At 40.0% G+C, this 17467-nt stretch carries 12 protein-coding genes; 5 read left to right on the forward strand and 7 right to left on the reverse strand.

Annotation, left to right across the window (positions count from 1 at the left end):
- Positions 1 to 77 precede the first annotated feature (77 nt).
- Positions 78 to 719, forward strand: coding sequence for a transaldolase family protein (locus tag H6G76_RS10295; RefSeq protein ID WP_190699342.1), 642 nt, complete (start codon positions 78 to 80; stop codon positions 717 to 719).
- A gap of 81 nt (positions 720 to 800) precedes the next feature.
- Here H6G76_RS10295 and H6G76_RS10300 read toward each other — a convergent pair whose 3' ends face one another.
- A complete protein-coding gene (locus H6G76_RS10300) occupies positions 801 to 1268 on the reverse strand; it encodes a hypothetical protein (protein WP_190699346.1) in 468 nt (155 codons plus the stop codon).
- 562 nt (positions 1269 to 1830) lie between these two features.
- Here H6G76_RS10300 and H6G76_RS10305 point away from each other — a divergent pair.
- Positions 1831 to 5673 (forward strand): PAS domain S-box protein, encoded by a 3843-nt coding sequence (locus H6G76_RS10305; RefSeq protein ID WP_190699348.1) that lies wholly within the window; start codon positions 1831 to 1833, stop codon positions 5671 to 5673.
- A gap of 194 nt (positions 5674 to 5867) precedes the next feature.
- Here the strand turns inward: H6G76_RS10305 and H6G76_RS10310 are convergent, their stop codons facing one another.
- Complete coding sequence (locus H6G76_RS10310) at positions 5868 to 6491, reverse strand: NUDIX hydrolase (protein ID WP_190699644.1); 624 nt, start codon at positions 6489 to 6491, stop codon at positions 5868 to 5870.
- Between the two features lie 99 nt (positions 6492 to 6590).
- Entirely contained in the window at positions 6591 to 9431 is a 2841-nt protein-coding gene (locus tag H6G76_RS10315) for a CHAT domain-containing tetratricopeptide repeat protein (RefSeq protein ID WP_190699351.1), read from the reverse strand.
- A gap of 421 nt (positions 9432 to 9852) precedes the next feature.
- Between H6G76_RS10315 and hisC the strand changes: the two genes are divergently transcribed.
- Positions 9853 to 10902 (forward strand): histidinol-phosphate transaminase, encoded by a 1050-nt coding sequence (gene hisC / locus H6G76_RS10320; protein WP_190699354.1) that lies wholly within the window; start codon positions 9853 to 9855, stop codon positions 10900 to 10902.
- 22 nt (positions 10903 to 10924) lie between these two features.
- Here the strand turns inward: hisC and H6G76_RS10325 are convergent, their stop codons facing one another.
- Positions 10925 to 11509, reverse strand: a complete 585-nt coding sequence (locus H6G76_RS10325) for a pentapeptide repeat-containing protein (RefSeq protein WP_190699356.1) — start codon at positions 11507 to 11509, stop codon at positions 10925 to 10927.
- Between the two features lie 302 nt (positions 11510 to 11811).
- Here H6G76_RS10325 and H6G76_RS10330 point away from each other — a divergent pair, with 302 nt between their 5' ends.
- Complete coding sequence (locus tag H6G76_RS10330) at positions 11812 to 11952, forward strand: hypothetical protein (RefSeq protein WP_190699358.1); 141 nt, start codon at positions 11812 to 11814, stop codon at positions 11950 to 11952.
- Between the two features lie 16 nt (positions 11953 to 11968).
- Here H6G76_RS10330 and H6G76_RS10335 read toward each other — a convergent pair whose 3' ends face one another.
- From H6G76_RS10335 to H6G76_RS10345, 3 genes are all read right to left on the reverse strand, one after another.
- On the reverse strand, positions 11969 to 13324 hold the full coding sequence (locus H6G76_RS10335; RefSeq protein ID WP_190699361.1) for a (Fe-S)-binding protein: 1356 nt from the start codon (positions 13322 to 13324) through the stop codon (positions 11969 to 11971).
- A gap of 40 nt (positions 13325 to 13364) precedes the next feature.
- Positions 13365 to 14651 (reverse strand): FAD-binding oxidoreductase, encoded by a 1287-nt coding sequence (locus tag H6G76_RS10340; protein WP_190699363.1) that lies wholly within the window; start codon positions 14649 to 14651, stop codon positions 13365 to 13367.
- Positions 14652 to 14842: 191 nt separating this feature from the next.
- Entirely contained in the window at positions 14843 to 16195 is a 1353-nt protein-coding gene (locus H6G76_RS10345) for an NAD(P)/FAD-dependent oxidoreductase (protein ID WP_190699365.1), read from the reverse strand.
- Positions 16196 to 16785: 590 nt separating this feature from the next.
- Here H6G76_RS10345 and H6G76_RS10350 point away from each other — a divergent pair.
- The gene (locus H6G76_RS10350; protein WP_190699367.1) at positions 16786 to 17049 is read left to right on the forward strand and encodes a SemiSWEET family sugar transporter; all 264 of its coding nucleotides are present in this window, start codon (positions 16786 to 16788) and stop codon (positions 17047 to 17049) included.
- Positions 17050 to 17467 lie beyond the last annotated feature (418 nt).

Below are 17467 nucleotides of genomic sequence, written 5' to 3' on the forward strand. Positions count from 1 at the left end.
CAGGTGACAGGTGACAGAATAAAGGAAGCCAAAATTGGTATGATGCCAGCGATAGCATATTAAGGAAAAAAGATTCAGTGAGCTTATTTTTGGACTCAGCGATCGCGGCGGAAGCAGAAGCTGCTAGAAAATTAGGTTGGGTAAAAGGCATCACTACTAACCCAACATTATTAGCCAAAAGCCCATTACCAGCCGAGACTACACTCAAACAGCTGGCAGAATTGACCACAGGCCCAGTATTTTATCAGTTGATAGCAGATGAATTTGAAGAGATGGTAGCAGAAGGAAGGGCTGCTTTTAAACTGATAGGAAAACAAACTGTTTTAAAAATTCCCGCCTCTTTGGTTGGTTTTCAGGTAGTAGCTGAACTAGCGTCAGAAATTCCTTGTGCAGTCACAGCTATATATAGTGCAGCGCAAGCAGCCGTTTCTCAAGAAGCTGGGGCAAAATATGCGATCGCTTATGTCAATCGAGCCACTAGACTTTTAGGTGATGGAGTAGCTTTAGTGCGAGAAATGGCGCGTGTTGTAGCTGGAAGCAACACAGAAATTATGGCAGCTAGTATTAAATCTCCCGAAGAAGCTGTCGCATCTTTACAAGCTGGCGCGCATCATTTGACATTACCTTTAGCTATGTTGCAAGAAATGACAAATCATGAATTATCACTGCAAAATATTGATGAATTCGCCGAAAATGGCCGCGGAATTTTACATTTATAGGTAGTAATGGGGAATATTAAAATAAAAATAAGTTCCTGGTGCGTTGCACTAAACAACAACGCACCTTACATTTGTCTAGACTCATTTCTTTTGAATTTTTCTGTTGAATAACGCATCTAAACTTAAAGCAGACAATAAACCAATCAAGCTAACAGGTTGAGGTTCAGGAACAGCAGCTACAGTATATATACTTACACTACCACCAGGCACAAAAGTATATCTATTTGGTACAGTAAATACCCAATTTTGTGTCTTATCGAAAGTTAAATCTTCAGAGATTGATGGGGTGCTGTTATTTAATTTGAAAGGGTTAGAAACTGAAACAAATGCATTGGAATGTGCAATATCTACAATAATAGAACGAAAAGCTATACCTACTCCACAGGTGTTAGTTACTATGAGCGTTCGACGAGGACAGACAACATTTGGTAAAGTACCGCCTGCTATACCTTGATAAGTGATTGTCGCACTCTGGACAGGGTTGCTAAAAGCCATGATGTTTCCTACAGCCAAGAAAGATATCAATGGCAGAAATAGTTCATATTTCATACATTCGGAAAATTTTGAGTTTAATTACCAGATGACCATGCTTTTATGTTGAAACAATTGCCCTGAAAAATGCAAGGAAATTTAAGACTTAAACATTTAATAAAATTTACCTAAAAAAATTTAGCTTAACCTTGCCTAAGAAGATGTTTGAAAAGCGAATAGACTTCGCTACTACACAAGCAAAGTCCACCTGCGTGGACTAACACAAAATCAAGGTTTTCAAACCCACGTAGGTGGGTTTCGTCTGTGTAGCCGCGATTTCCAATCGCTTTTCAAACAACCTCTAAGCTTTTGTCCTTACAAGTTACACAATTGAAATTTTGGGTAAAAACTTCAAACCCTCTCCCCTGCACCCCTGCGGTCTGAATGAGAAGTCTTTTACCGGACACGATATTACCCCTTGGGAGAGTTAATTCAAAATCTTGGGTATGTTATGCTCCGATTTACAAGCGAAATTCCAGATGGTTAGATCCTAAGCAGGCAAGCGATCGCAAAATCCGACTAACTTTAGGGTTTTAGATTTTGGTTCAAAATTATATGTAGAAAGCCAAACTAAATCATAATGCGCTCTTGGTTAAATAGCCGACTCTTATCCAGCCTTCGTACTCGTCTAATTCTTCTCGTCCTTTTAGCTGTAGTTCCAGCATTAGGGCTAATTTTTTACACCGCTTCAGAACAACGGCGTACTGCCATTACAGAGGCACAAGAAAATACATTACGGCTAGCAAGATTAGCAGCTAATAACCAAAGGCAGACTTTTGAAATCACACGTCAACTTTTAAAAGTATTGGCACAGTTGCCAGTTGTCCGGCAAAATAACTCAGCAGAATGTAATCAACTCCTAGCAGATATCCTCAAACAGGATTCTATTTACGCTAACTTTGTTGTTTCGGATACCAAAGGAAACCTAATTTGCAGTGCAATTCCTGATTCTGGCTCGGTAAATGTAGCAGACCGTAGTTATTTTCGACTTGCTTTGCAAACCCGCAAATTTGCAGTAGGTAATTATCAAATAAGTCGGCTCGCTAAAAGAGCAACCATAAATTTTGCTTACCCCATTCTCGACAAAGCTGGGCAAGTGCAAACTATAGTCGTGGCGGCGGTTGATTTAGCTCATTTGAATCAATTAGCGGCGCAAATCAAGATGCCCCCAGATTCAGTCCTGAGTTTAGTTGATCATAAAGGAACACTATTAGTTCGCTATCCTGATTCGCAAATTTGGGTAGGAAAGTCAATATCACAGGATGCCTTCAACAAAATGACAATTGGTGGAGAAGGTGTCTATGAAGTGAATAGCCTTGATGGTGTGCGTCGAATGTTTGCTTTTGTTTCGTTGGGTGAAAACCCACTGCAACCGGATGCATATGTGAGAATTGGTATTCCGACATCTCAAATATTGTCAGAGGCTAATGGTTTATTAATCTGTAATTTAGTCAGTTTAGGTGCAGTAACTATTTTGGCGTTAATTGCTGCTTGGGTTGGTGGAGATGTTTTCTTTCTCAGGCAGATAAACTCTTTAATCCAAACAACCCAGACTTTAGGCAGTGGTAAATTAAACGCACGTACTGGACTTGCTCATTTATCGGGAGAAGTTGGTCAACTAGCGCAAGCAATTGATGAAATGGCTGCGGCACTCGAAAGGCGGGAAGAAGCGATCGCTTCTTTGAACCAAGACATAGAAACTCTGTTTAAATTAATTCCCATCGGGATTATCATTACTCCCAGTCTGGATTTCCAAGAGGTACGAGCAAACCCAGCATTTGCTGAGATTTTGGGACTTGCATCAAAAGCTAATGCTTCTTACACTCCAGCAAGTGGCGATCGCCCTTCATATAAAATTTTGCGCGATGGCAAGGAACTCTTACCAGAAGAATTTCCGCTACGCTATGCTGCCCTAAATAATATAGAAGTCAAAGGCACAGAAGTTGATATTGTCCGGGGCGATGGTCAAATATTTAATTTGTTTGGTTATGCTGCCCCTTTAGTCGATGAGCAAGGTAATGCCAGAGGTGCGGTAGCTGCGTTTTTAGATATTACTGAACGCAAACAGGCAGAAGCACGCACACATCAGTTAATGAGTCAGGTGCAACACCAAGCTAATATTTTAAATGCCATTCTTTCTGCCTCGGTAGATCACATTTTCATTTTTGATCGGGATGGTCGTTATCAATATGTTAGTGGAGATGGTGCTGCCGTTTTGGGCTGGAAACCAGAGGAAATGGTAGGCAAGGCTTGGCAAGAACTTGATTTTGCCCCGGAATCTTTGACTACAATGCAACAGCTAGATAGCCAACGCGAACAAGTGATGGCAACAGGGCAACCCTTCAGGGCAGAGACAGAATATACTGCCGTGGATGGGCTGCATTGTTACGAATATATTTTGGCTCCTCTATACAATCGGGAGCAAGCCATCGCTGGTGTGATTGCAGTATCGCGCGACATTAGCGAACGCAAACGTACAGAGGAAGCACTGCGACAAAGCGAACAAAGGTTAAGGTTGGCACAACGGGCAGGAAAAATTGGCACTTGGGAATGGCATTTATCTAACAATGAGGTTTCTTGGTCGGAAGGAATTTGGGATATTTTAGGATTGGAAGTAGGTACAGAAGAACCAGGCTTGAAACCGTGGGTAAGTTTCATCCATCCTGAAGATCGCTCACGGGTGATGGAAAAGGTGGAAAAAGCCTTGGCTGAAAGTGATGAATATTACGACGAATTCCGCATTATTCGTAATGACGGCACAGTTATATGGTTAGCATCAAAAGGGCAAATTATCCGAGATGCCACAGGACTTGCCGAGCGATTTTTAGGAGTAAACATTGACATTAGTGAACGCAAGCAAGCCGAAGAGGTGCGGCGTGAAAGTGAGGAACGCTTTCAGGCTTTCATGGCACATAGTCCTGCTGCCTCTTGGATTTCAGATGTAAACGGTCAAATTATTTACCTTAGCCCAACTTATGTCAAGACATTTGGACTGTTTACTCAAGATGCGATCGGTAAAAATGTATATGAACTGTATGATGCTGAGTTTGCCACGCAATATTTAAACAACATCAGAACAGTCGCTCAAAGTAATCAAGTTTTAGAGACAATTGAAACAGCACCGCGTTTGGATGGCACAATCGGCGAGTTTCTCGTGTATAAATTCCCCATTACTGATTTATCTGGGCAATCTCTGGTGGGAGGAGTCGCAATTGATGTCACAGCACGCAGGCGAGCCGAAGAAGAACGCGAAGAGTTACTCCAACGTGAACAAGCAGCACGAGAAGTTGCTGAAACTGCCAACCGCATCAAAGATGAATTTTTGGCAGTGTTATCTCATGAATTGCGAACGCCACTAAATCCGATTCTTGGTTGGGTAAAATTGCTGCGGACTCGCCAACTAGATGAAGAGAAAAAAGCGATCGCATTAGAAACAATTGAACGTAATGCCCAATTACAAACTCAACTAATTGGCGATTTATTAGATGTTTCTCGCATTCTGCAAGGCAAATTAACCCTAAATATTTCTCAGGTGGATTTAGCTACAACTATTGCCGCCGCCAAAGAAACCGTGAGGTTAGCCGCAGAAGCTAAATCGATAGAGATTCATACCGAGATTGCACCAGATGTGCAGCCGTTTATGGGTGATGCCAGTCGTTTGCAACAGGTGGTGTGGAATTTGCTGTCTAATGCAGTGAAGTTTACTCCTGTTGGTGGTGAGATAAAAGTCAAACTTGAATCTGCCTCTAACTATACCCAGATTCAAGTTAGTGATACCGGCAAAGGCATTACACCAGAGTTTTTACCTTATGTATTTGAAACTTTTCGCCAAGCCGATAGTGCCACAACCCGCAAGTTTGGCGGTTTAGGATTAGGATTAGCGATCGTGCGTCACATTGTAGAAATGCACGGCGGTACAGTTGGTGCTGATAGTCTCGGAGAAGACCAAGGAGCTACCTTTACAGTTAAATTACCGTTTATCACTACAGTTGCACAAACAAATTCAAACCAACCTGTAGCCCAAGACTCGATAAATTTGCGCGGTGTGCGGGTGCTAACAGTTGAGGATGAACCTGATACACGAGAATTTCTTGTTTTTATGATTCAGCAATATGGTGCGGAAGTTACCGCCGCCGCATCAGCAATTGAAGCCTTAGAAATTTGGCCACAATTTCAGCCAGATATTCTCGTGTGTGATGTTGCGATGCCAGAGATGGATGGCTACACCTTTATCCGTGAGGTAAGAACTTGGACAAAACAGCAAGGCGGAGAGATACCAGCGATCGCATTAACTGCCTATGCTGGTGAAGCTAACCAACAACAAGCCTTAGCCGCAGGGTTTCAAAAGCACTTATCTAAACCAGTAGATCCAGAAAAATTAGTGCAAGCGATCTCTAGTTTAATTTCTGATAAAAGGCAATAGGCAATAGGCAATAGGCAATAGGCAACAGGTGACAGAGTTAAAGTGTCAACACAAGTCCAATTACCCCCCTTAATCCCCCCTTGGAAAGGGGGGAAATTGTTCCCTCCCCTTTCCAAGGGGAGGGTTAGGGTGGGGTATGGCATTCGGTCGCTAGACTCTCTCACTGGCGTGTGAATTGCCCACTTCACGCTTCATTAATCAAAATCTGTTGGCTTATTTGGATCGCGGTAATATTCAAACAATTGAGTAATTTGCGATGGCACAACACGAGTAAGCGACAAGTTTGGAATTTCTTGTTCTCCGAAAAAGGCAACTTCCTCGGTTTCATAACTTGCTTTTGGCATTCCACCGATCAATTCGCACTGAAAAAACAGCTTGTAAACATGGTGTGCCAGTGGTGGATGTCCATGACGAATGTGATTGCGATCGTAAACAGCGACTAATTTAACAACTCGTGTCTGATATCCAGATTCTTCATATACTTCTCGAACAATAGCTTCACTGGGCGAATCACCTATATCTGCCCATCCGCCTGGTAATGTCCAGCAACCATCTTCTTTTTCTTTAACTAAGAGAATTTTATCTGATTGAAACACAGCAGCGCGGACATCTACTTTTGGCGTGGCATAACCGACTTCACCACTGAACAAATCAAGGATATAACTAGTTTCAACATTAGAGTAAGTTGAAAGAATTTCCGCAGCAATTTGACGCACTTGCTGATAACGTTCTATATCATATGGGTTGTTATTGTAAGTTAAACCAATTTGAGCGATCGCTTGTAATTTTTGTCCCCACTCTAGCCACTTATGGCTCATTTCAGCTTCTTGTGTGATTATTTCTGGCGGAATTTTGGTCATAATCTTGCAACTGCGATTTGCTACCAAGGCTAATTCTAGCGAACTGCAAACATAACCTTATTTCCATTCACCTTGTAAAGTAAAAGCCGCCCAATAATAAGGTGCAGTGTATTTTTGACTGCGCCAAATTTCAATTTGTGCTGCACGCAACGCCGCCGCAGGCTTTAATTTTGCTTTGAGCATCTTCTCATAAAATAGTTTCATCAACTCTGATGTCGCTTGGTCATCTACACTCCACAAACTCACTACAACTCGCGGACTCCCCGCGTACATAAACCCTCTAGTTAACCCAACTAATCCTTCTCCTTGTACTTCTTCACCCAGTCCAGTTTGGCAAGCGCTCAGTACCACTAGTTCTGCTTGCAGTTTCAAATTGAAAATATCATGCAGGCGTAAAAATCCGTTTTGTGGTTTTCCCGACTGATCAAATAAAGATAAAACAATTCCCGAAAGTTCTGGATGTTTGCTGTTAATAATGCCATGAGTAGCAAAATGTACAATGCTATATTGACTCAACTCATTACTAGTGGCGGTGCTACGACTAGCGGTAAAGTCAACAGCTTCTTTGGCTTTATTAGCAGGAACAAGAGCCAAAATTTGCTCTGCTTCTTGGCGTGTAAAATTTAAACGATCAAAACTAATATCTGCATCTCTAGCAGATCTAGTTAAAGCCAAACTTTCTAAGTTATTGTTAGCAACAACTTGGCTTTTTCCCTGGATACGCTCATCATCGCTGCTAAAAATAGGATCTGCCAACACAACTAATGTTTTTGCCGCAGATTTACGCTGTTTTTGTTCACGTCGGAGAATAGCTACTGTAGACGCTGAAGGTAAAGTAATAATTTCGTGGTTAAGTAGCAATGGTTTATAGCTACTTTTTTGTAAATTAGGTTGAGTTAGGGCGGCAAATGGTACATACTGCAAAGCACCGTCACTAACAATTAGTAATCGTTTATTTTTTAGTTGTTTTGCTACTGGTGCAAGGACTAACTTAGAAAGAGAATTTATCGATGAATTATTTCTAATATGTGGGCTAGTTATCGCTTGACGAAAATCTTGTACGACCGCTTCAATATCTGCACGTTTAGGCAGTTCATAACTAGTAATATTTTTATTAGTAACCAGCCAAAGATAACTGCAATTTTTCCCTAAAGAATATTCTAAAAGTAAGGTGTCATCATCAAGTACTTGCTGCTGAATTTGTGTCAGAGAAAGAGGTTGTGGTTGAGTTAGGGCTGCATAACGCGGACTAGTAGCACGAATCTTTGCTTGGAGTTGCTGATATTGTTCTAAAAGTGTTTGACTTTCTGTTTCTAAAGCTTCTACCTGGGCTGTCGTAGGTTCGCCACTTAATATTTGGATTCGACGTTTTTCTAAAGTATCCAGTTGTTGCTGCAAGTTTTTTTCTTGCGAAAGTAACTTTGGCTCTACACCTTGGCGAATATCCGCGTTTGCTTCACTCAGAAGTTCTAAAAGACTGCGAGCGCGAGCGCGTTCACTAGTTTGAAGTGCCAAAGCATCATATCCTTTTGCTGGTTGCTGTTTATGCAACTGCATTAGCAAATCAATGTAAAATTGATAATAGTTTTGAACTGTTGCAAAATAAGATGTGCGAAGTTCTTGAGAGTTAATTTTAGTGCGTTGGTCTTCAATAATATTGATAACTATTTTAATATTATTTAGGGCTGCTTGGAGATTTCCTAAATTGCGTTGTGCAGTAGCAATGGTATATAAAGCCTGAGCTTCTCCGCCTCTATTGCCGACTTGTTGATATAGAGGTAGAGATTGCTGAAAATAATCTAGTGCCTTTTGTTGTTCTTTGGCATCTAAATAGACATAGCCAATATTATTGAGATTAGCAGCTAATCCTAATTTATTTTCTACAGATTTAAATAAAGGTAAGGATTTCTGAAGATAATCAAGAGCTTGTTGTTTATCTCCCAAAGCTAAATAAACTCTACCAATATTATTAAGAGTTCTAGCTTCTCCTAATTTGTCTCCTAGAAGTTGTCTGAGAGCTAGAGATTTCTGAAAATAATCAAGAGATTGTTGTTTGTCTCCTGAATTTAAGTAGATTGATGCAATATTGTTGAGTGTATGAGATTGGGCTGATTTATCTTCTGTTTGTTTATACAATGGCAAACATTGCTGAAAATACTCAAGAGCTTTTTGCTGTTCTCCTAATTCTAAATAAACTACGCCAATGTTATTGAGAGTCCGAACTTCCCCTAGTTTGTCTTTGACTTCTCGCCTAATAATCAGAGATTGCTCGAAGTTATCTAAAGCTTTTTGTGGTTCTCCTAATTCTAGATAAACATTGCCAATATTATTAATACTTATAGCTTCTCCTGCTTTATCTCCCATCTGCCGCTTGAGTAATAAAGCTTGCTGAAAATATTCCAAAGCTTTTGGCAGTTCGCCTATATCTGTGTAAACATTGCCAATGTTATTGAGAGTAATAGTTTCGCCTTTTTTATCTCCTATCTCTCGCCTAAGTACCAAGGCTTGATTTAAATAATCAAGTGCTTTGCGCTGTTGTCCTAAATCGGAGTAAATTTTGCCAAGGTGCGCTACAGTAAAAGCTTGTGAAGTGCGATCGCCTGCTTCACGATATAGTAAAAGTGCTTTTTCAAAAAATCCAATTGCTTGTTGTAGAGACTCTCCTGTACCTTGCTGATATAGTTGCTTTGCTTTTTGATAAGCTTCATCAGCAGCAGTAGAAGTTGTATCTGCTGGTTTTGTCTGTTTCAATTGTGCAATATTGACTGGATGCTGTTCAGTTATTGCCAAACTTGAATGAGAAAATAATATAATACTGCTTAAGAGAAAAATACTGCGGCTAAATGCAAATAGAAGAGATTGCCGTTGTAGTGACTTAGATATCTTCCATTTGCTCATAAAAGCCTCTTGTTTCTTTGCAGTTTCAGATTTTTCTAGAGTTAGAATTCCCAAAAATAAGCTAAAACTCGCATGACAGTATCGGACAGAAGCAAAAAAGCTTCATTCATGGAGTTCCGATACTCATTAATGAAGAAAAAAGCTTCATTCATGGAGTTTCGATACTCATTAATGAAGAAAAAAGCCTCATTAATGGAGTTCCAATACTCATTAATGAGCAAAAAAGCCTCATTAATGGAGTTCCAATACTCATTAATGAAGAAAAAAGCCTCATTAATGGAGTTCCAATACTCATTAATAAAGAAAAAAGCCTCATTAATCTAGCTTGAATAGTAATTAACAAGCTAAAATACTCATCCACCCATTTCTTACCGAGACTTTTTACTCTGTAACCTGTCACCTGTAACCTATCCCCCACCATATGACCAATTTTTTCCGCGCCAATGTTGATGCAATGGCTAGCTACATTCCTGGTGAACAGCCGAAACGTGGTACTGGAGTCATCAAACTCAACAGCAACGAGAATGCTTACCCTCCCTCACCAGCAGCTTTAGCCACACTACAAAACATTGACGCTGAGTGGTTACGGCGTTACCCCGAACCTTTTGGCGGAGAGTTTCGCCAAGCCGCCAGTCAGGTTTTAGGTGTACCGAGTGATTGGATTATTGTTGGTAATGGTAGCGACGAAATTTTAAATGTCATCATGCGCGCCTGTACAGAACCAGGACGCAAGGTAGTTTATCCCACACCAACCTACGTCCTTTACCGTACACTTACAGAGATGCAGGCGGCAGATATTGTCGAAATTCCCTATAGTGAAGACTATCAATTACCTATTGCAGAATTAATTGCTGCCAATGGTGCGGTAACATTCATTGCTTCACCTAACAGTCCTTCTGGTCATGTTGTACCCATTGAAGACTTAGAAAAACTCGCCAGTCAGTTATCTGGGGTTTTAGTTATTGATGAAGCCTACGTAGATTTTGCTGAAGGGGATGCCTTAACTTTGGTGAAAGAATACGAGAATGTAATAATCATCCGCACCTTATCTAAAGGTTACTCTTTAGCAGGTTTACGCTTGGGTTTTGGTGTAGCGCATCCCAAGCTGTTGCAGGGATTATTTAAAGTTAAGGATAGTTATAACATTGATGCGATCGCCTGTGCAGTTGCCACAGCCGCCATCACCGACCAAGCTTATAAAAACGCCTGCGTAGCTAAAATTAAAGCCTCACGCACTCAACTAGCCAGCGAATTAAAACAATTAAACTTCCAAGTTTGGGACTCTCACACCAACTTTTTACTAGTGCAACCACCCCAAGGAAACGCCGAATTTATCTATCAAAAACTCAAAGAACAAAAAATCCTCATCCGCTACTTTCCCCACCCCGGACTGTTAGATAAACTCCGCATCACCGTTGGCACAGATGAGCAAAATCAAGTTTTAATAGATGTAATAAAAGCGTTAATATGAGAGTTTTAATGTAACTCAGAAATCATCTACTCAGCATACAGTCATACAACTCAGCTTTTTTCAAATCTACCTGTGATAAATCAAGGCTACTCAGGTCAGTTTTAATCAAAATAGTTTTAATCAGACTGGCATAACTCAGATCTGTATTACTCAAAATTGCCCCAGTCAGGTTGGCACTATTAAGATTTGCGCCTGCCAAATTTGCCCCACTGAGATTTGCATAGCTTAAATCTGCACCACTTAAATCTGCACCACTGAGGTCGGCTTTTTGCAGTTGTGCTAAACGCAGGTCGGCTTTTTGTAGCGCAGCTTTGTGTAAGTCTACATCATTCAGATTTGCCCGAATCAAATTAGCTGCTTTCAAATTTGCCCAAATTAAATTTGCGCCACTTAAATTAGTTCGCCAAAGACAAGCCGCAGTTAAATTTGCCTCAATTAAGTTCGCTCCCCGCAAATTAGAATGAGATAAAGTCACATTCACTAAGCTTGCTTTATCTAAGTTAATCCCAGCTAAACATACCTCGCTGAGATTAACTGAGTGCAGGCATACATGAGTAAAATTTCTCTCTCCTGCCTGATAGCGTCTGAGAAGTTCATCAGCGTTCATACAGCCTGCCTTCCAAATCTTCATTTACCTAAAAATCACTGGGTCAGTTGACATTGGTTAATAAATGCACGCTTGAACAGGCTTTTCCATTGGAGACTGAGAAACAATGCTTGAGTCTGCCGCCTACAATGTAAAGCGTGTGAGATATCTTTTGTCTCGTTATGTAAAGAAATATAACAAAACCGTTACAAAATCACAATAATTTCTCAGCTATTGGCTGATAGTTCCTAGTTATATGAGAGATAGGAATAAATAAAACTAACTGCATAAACGCGCTAGTACGTTAAATATACAGTATCTCCATGACCTCTGCTCTACGCCAGTTCTCTCAAGTCGGGAAGCCCGCCCACGCGACTGGCTCCTCTGTGGTTCGTAATTCTAATATTAAAATGGTGCGTTGCGCTGCGCGACAACACACCCTACTGGCTACATTTTATGTCTAATTAATTTTGCTGCTTGTTATAATTTCAACTTCACACCCCGAATGGAATAATCTAACAACTCCATTGGATGGATGACAGAAATATTTTTACCCTGCAACTGCAAATGCTTGGTAATTTGCAAAGTACAACCAGGGTTAGCAGAAGCAATTAATTCAGCACCAGTATTTAATAAATTCTGTACTTTTTGCTGACCCAATTCCTCAGCTACTTCTGGTTGCAGCATATTATAAACACCTGCGCTACCACAACACAAAGCCGCATCTAAAGGTTCTCTTAAAGTTACACCTGGAATTTGTCGCAATAACTGACGCGGTTGTAAGCTAATTTTTTGTCCATGTAATAAATGACAAGCATCTTGATAAACCAAAGTTAAAGGTTTATTTGTGAGTGGTGAAAGTTTTGCTGTTAAGCCAACAGTTGCTAAAAACTCTTGCGCGTCTTTTACTTTAGCAGCAAAATCTCGCGCTTTTTCCCGATATTCTGGGTCATCTTCTAAGATATGACCGTATTCTTTTAATGTATGACCACAACCAGCAGCATTGATAATTACGAAATCAACATCAGTATCAGCAAAACTATCAATCATCTGTCTTGCTAATGCTTTTGCTTGTTCTGTTTGTCCTTGGTGTTCGGGAAGTGCTGCACAACAACCTTGCGATTTAGGAATGACAACTTCACAACCATTTGCTGTTAATACTCGTACTGTCGCCTCATTTACAGGTGAGAAAAACAGCCGTTGTACACATCCTAAAATCACGCCGACTCGGTAACGTTTCTTGCCTTTTGCCGGAATAATATCTGGTAAATTATCTTGAAAAGTTTTGAGGGTAATTTTTGGCAGAATTGATTCCATTGCTGCCAACCGAGGAGATATATTCTTGAGAATTCCCGTAGACTGGACTAACTTATAAATTCCTAACTTTTGATAGAAAAATAATGGTACAAGTAAAATTCTTAAAAGGTCGGGGTTAGGAAACAGTGAAAATATCAGTTTGCGAATAAGTGTATCTGGTAAACTGCGAGGATAATTCCGTTCAATTTGGTGGCGAGTTGCTGAAATTAACTTGTCGTACTGCACACCAGAAGGACAAGTTGAAACACAAGCCAGACATCCTAAACAACTATCAAAATGCTCGACTGTAGCTGTATTAAGGGCAATTTCACCTTCATTAATCGCATCCATTAAATAGATACGTCCTCTAGGCGAGTCCATCTCTTTACCAATTACCCGATAACTAGGACAAGTAGAAAGACAAAATCCACAATGTACACAAGTATCAATTAATTTTGGATCGGGCGGATGATTGGCATCAAATCCTTTTAAATTTTTTAAACTAGCTGTATTGTTAACAGAATTGTCTGAAACTTGCATAATTCCCCTCTTTGCATCCCTGTAACTTGGTGGTTTGTAATTAAATTCCACCGACAAACCGACCTGGACTTAGAATATTTTTGTGATCAAACTGTTCTTTAATGCGGCGCATTAATGGCAAAGCGTTACCTGTATATCCCCAAATATCAAATTTTTGTTTAACTGTTACAGGTGCATCTAATATAGTTAAAAAACCTTGATTAGCTTGGCAGTGATCGCGCACTTTTAAAGCCTGTTTTTGCTCCTCTAATTGCACCATTCCTAAGCCACTGCTCATGTGAATTAAACCAATTTTTACCTGATTCAAAATTTCGACAGCAGCACTAGGTAATACTCCTATTTTGCAACTAATTGTAGTTTCTGTGGACGGAAAGTGGATTTGTTTTTGCAATCTCTGCCATAGATTAGCATCAGCTTCATCAGCATATATTGCCCCATCTAAACCTAAATTTCGCCCTACTTCCAAAAGTCGGTTTGATTGTTCTTTGACACTCTCACTAATACTTTGAAAACGGGCAATTAATCCTAGTCCTTTACCTATCTCTAGGTTAGATACCAGTTGTGCAGATAGTAAATCTGCTTGAGTTGGTGTTAATGCTGAACTGCGCAGGATAGATGCAGCTTGGGCTATAGCATCGGCTGTACCAGTTAAAACTACGCTGCCCGATACTTCTTGGCTAGGGTAAACACGGAAAGTAACTTGACTAATAATTCCTAATGTACCGTAAGAACCAGTAAATAGCTTCATCAAGTCGTAGCCAGCCACATTTTTTACTACTCTTCCGCCAGCTTTGGCAATTTGGCCATCAGCACGGACAAAGGTAATACCTAATAGCTGATCTCGCACACTACCATAACGTTGGCGCAGAGAACCTGTATCACCGGTGGCAACAATACCACCAATAGTTGCTGCTTCTGGGTTAGTAGGATCAAGGGCGAGAAATTGGCGCGATTTAGCCAACATTTCTTGGAGATGGGAGAATTTCATTCCAGCTTCGACTGTGACAGTTAAATCTCCGATCGCGTGTTCAATAAGTCGATTGATGCGTTCTGTACTAACTACGATATCAACACTTTTAGCTAAACCACCCCAGGTAAGTTTACTACTATTACCACAAGGAAGGACGCGCCACTGATTACGGTAGGCAGTTGCAATGACTACGGCCAGTTGTTCTTGTGTAGATGGATAGACAATACAACTAGGAGGATTGACGGATGTGGTTGTCCGTTGAATAGATTTTTGCTGACGGATTTCTAAATTTTCCCAAGGGCAAACAATGTTTTCTTCGCCAACGATAGATGCAATATCAGAAGCGATACCTTTCATTAGTTATTTTCTTATCCTTACATTTAATGAGTAAGCTTTCAGATACCCGACTTCTTAAAGAAGTTGGGTATCTTGCTGTTCACGAATATTAAAGACTGCTATAGCCATCCTAGATCATTCATGAACAACAAAATTCCCGACTTTTGCAAAAAGCCGGGAATCTGAACCTACCGATTTTGACAAATCAAAAACTAAACGTTGACAGGTTGCCTCGTATCTGATGCTTTGTAATACTGACTATTTTCGACTGTTCGCAACGATTCTTGCCCGGTGATCAATCTTGCGCCACGCTTGCGGGTGACGTAGTTCCATGCCCACTGAATCATGACTATTAGTTTGTTGTCGAACTCGATTAAAAAGTAGATGTGAATTAATAGCCAGAATATCCATGCAAAGAAACCTTTCAGTTTCATAAAGCCTAAATCAACGACGGCTAAGTTCTGGCCAATCATCGCTAAACTACCGCGATCGCTATACTTAAATGCAGATAGAGTTTTACCTTTGAGTTTTTGCTTAATTAATGTGGCAACATATTCTCCTTCTTGCATTGCTACTGGTGCAACACCAGGGAGGGGTTTGCCGTTTTGATGGGAGAAGTTAGCTAAATCTCCCACTACGTGAATATTGGGATATCCTTTAATACTTAAGTCAGGTTCAACCATTACCCGTCCGGCGCGATCGCATTCTGCACCTGTGCGTTCGGCTAAAACTTTACCCATTGGCGAAGCTTTCACACCTGCTGCCCATAATACTGTTTTGGCAGCAATCTCTTTGACTTCATCACCTTGTTTAAGGGTGACAACATCATTTTCAATGTTTGTAACTAAAGTTTTTGTTTGGACTACTACGCCTAATTTTTCTAAAGATGCTTCTGCTTGTTGCGATAACTCTGGGGCAAAAGGTGGCAATATCCGATCCAATCCTTCTAAAAGCAACACTCTGGCTTCAGATGTGTCGATATTGCGGAAATCTTCTTTGAGGGTTTGATAAGCTAGTTCAGCGATCGCGCCTGCTAATTCCACTCCGGTAGGGCCACCACCGACAATCACAAAGGTTAACCAAGCCCGGCGTTTTTCTGGATCTGTTTCTTTTTCTGCTGCTTCAAACGCCGAGAAAATTCGGCGGCGCATTTCTATCGCATCTTCAACAGTTTTTAAACCAGGGGCAAACTCTTCCCAGTTATCTTTACCAAAATAAGAATGTTTAGCACCCGTAGCAACTATTAATGTATCGTATGGTATTACTTGTTCGCCCAAAGAAACTTGTTGCGCTTTGGGGTCAATATCATTGACTTCCCCTAATAATACTTTTGTATTTTTGCTCTTGCTGAGTACGGAACGCAAGGGTGAGGAAATATCAGCTGGTGATAGTGTACCTGTGGCAACTTGATATAGTAGTGGTTGAAATAGGTGAAAGTTTCTTTTATCGATCAGGGTAACATCTACCTTAGCCTTAGCAAGTGCCTTTGCAGCGTACAGTCCGCCAAAGCCACCACCAATAATTACAACCTGATGGGGTGGTTTATTGTCAAGGGAGTCTACCATAAGAAATATTTCCTAGTGTTACGAGTGCTGTAACTATTCTTAACAAAAAAGTATCAAATTTGTCATATGTTTTTCTGTTCACTTTGCACAAACAAAAAAAATGTCAAGGTGAGCAGCGATACATAAATAAGGTAACAGATATTACCTTTGTATACGTAAACTACATTTATTGCTGTGGCTAGGCCAGCTTAAAACCTGATTCCTTGTGAGTTTAGAGCATTTCTAGCTTGTTTTAGACCAATATTGAAAAGTTTGTACATTGTTTAGGGAGCATAATATTTTTCGACATCAAAACGAATTTAATTGCACAGATTAGTAAATTAATTGAGTTTTAGCGATCGCCACAGTAGAATGCACAATAATTCAGTTGTAATTCATAAACCGTTAACAAAAATTAACAAGCCGCGTCAGGTAGATAATTACTATAAATTTTTAGTTCGTCTAGATTAATGTCCTACTTTCAGGTAGAAACAATCAATTATTTTTTTGACCTTAGATAGATAGAAAACATATCCAATTTCAATAAGCTGTAAAAGATTGGAAATAAAAACAAAATCCAATATTAAATTTTCTCGGCTTCATTAATTTCTATGAGAGAGATAGTCACCTTTTTATTTGGGTTAGGCTTTGTCTTTAATGCCAGTCTATTTATTCCTCAAGCTATTAGAATTATTAAAACTAAAAGTGCGCGGAATATTTCTTTAATAACTTTCGTTGGCTTCAATTTGATTCAATTAAATAGTGTTCTTTATGGTTACTATCAAAAAGATTTGATTTTAATGTATGGAAATTTGATTAGCTTTATTTGTTGCTTTGCTGTAACATCTCTGGCAATATACTACAGAAAAGCATAGTTACTAGTAGATGAATGGCGATCGCAAATGTTTTTTGTTTTTTATTTTAGGTAATTGATGAGAGCAGGTAAAAAGATGTTTACCTAAATTGATGTATTATTCTTTCGGTAATCTTTAGTGCTAACTTCTCAGGATTCAGGCTTGTTGATGCCAAAATAGGCAGGGTTATTAGTTAAGCTGTTCAGCCTGCAAACTGCACTATTGAAATTATGAATCACTGACTAAAACCCCTCCTCTGCGGTCTAAACTGCAAATTAGGTGATTAACAGCTTAATTCAGGCTGTTGCACTCAGCACTTTTAATGCAGTTAAGCTAAGGTGATGAATACAGCCAGTGCCAACGACTGTAAACTTTGCCTTTCACCGAAAGTTAAACAGATCGTTTAAGCTAGCTGAAAGATTATTTGAGTTGTGGTTAA

Origin of the sequence: Nostoc sp. FACHB-152 (genome assembly GCF_014697475.1) — a bacterium.
Classification (GTDB): Bacteria; Cyanobacteriota; Cyanobacteriia; order Cyanobacteriales; family Nostocaceae; genus Nostoc_B.

What these genes read in the sequence shown, in the direction of transcription:
- H6G76_RS10300 (WP_190699346.1), bottom strand. Translation starts at nt 1,268, where the DNA reads ATGAAATATGAACTATTTCTGCCATTGATATCTTTCTTGGCTGTAGGA.
- H6G76_RS10305 (WP_190699348.1), top strand. Translation starts at nt 1,831, where the DNA reads ATGCGCTCTTGGTTAAATAGCCGACTCTTATCCAGCCTTCGTACTCGT.
- H6G76_RS10310 (WP_190699644.1), bottom strand. Translation starts at nt 6,491, where the DNA reads ATGAGCCATAAGTGGCTAGAGTGGGGACAAAAATTACAAGCGATCGCT.
- H6G76_RS10315 (WP_190699351.1), bottom strand. Translation starts at nt 9,431, where the DNA reads ATGAGCAAATGGAAGATATCTAAGTCACTACAACGGCAATCTCTTCTA.
- hisC (WP_190699354.1), top strand. Translation starts at nt 9,853, where the DNA reads ATGACCAATTTTTTCCGCGCCAATGTTGATGCAATGGCTAGCTACATT.
- H6G76_RS10325 (WP_190699356.1), bottom strand. Translation starts at nt 11,509, where the DNA reads ATGAACGCTGATGAACTTCTCAGACGCTATCAGGCAGGAGAGAGAAAT.
- H6G76_RS10330 (WP_190699358.1), top strand. Translation starts at nt 11,812, where the DNA reads ATGACCTCTGCTCTACGCCAGTTCTCTCAAGTCGGGAAGCCCGCCCAC.
- H6G76_RS10335 (WP_190699361.1), bottom strand. Translation starts at nt 13,324, where the DNA reads ATGCAAGTTTCAGACAATTCTGTTAACAATACAGCTAGTTTAAAAAAT.
- H6G76_RS10340 (WP_190699363.1), bottom strand. Translation starts at nt 14,651, where the DNA reads ATGAAAGGTATCGCTTCTGATATTGCATCTATCGTTGGCGAAGAAAAC.
- H6G76_RS10345 (WP_190699365.1), bottom strand. Translation starts at nt 16,195, where the DNA reads ATGGTAGACTCCCTTGACAATAAACCACCCCATCAGGTTGTAATTATT.
- H6G76_RS10350 (WP_190699367.1), top strand. Translation starts at nt 16,786, where the DNA reads ATGAGAGAGATAGTCACCTTTTTATTTGGGTTAGGCTTTGTCTTTAAT.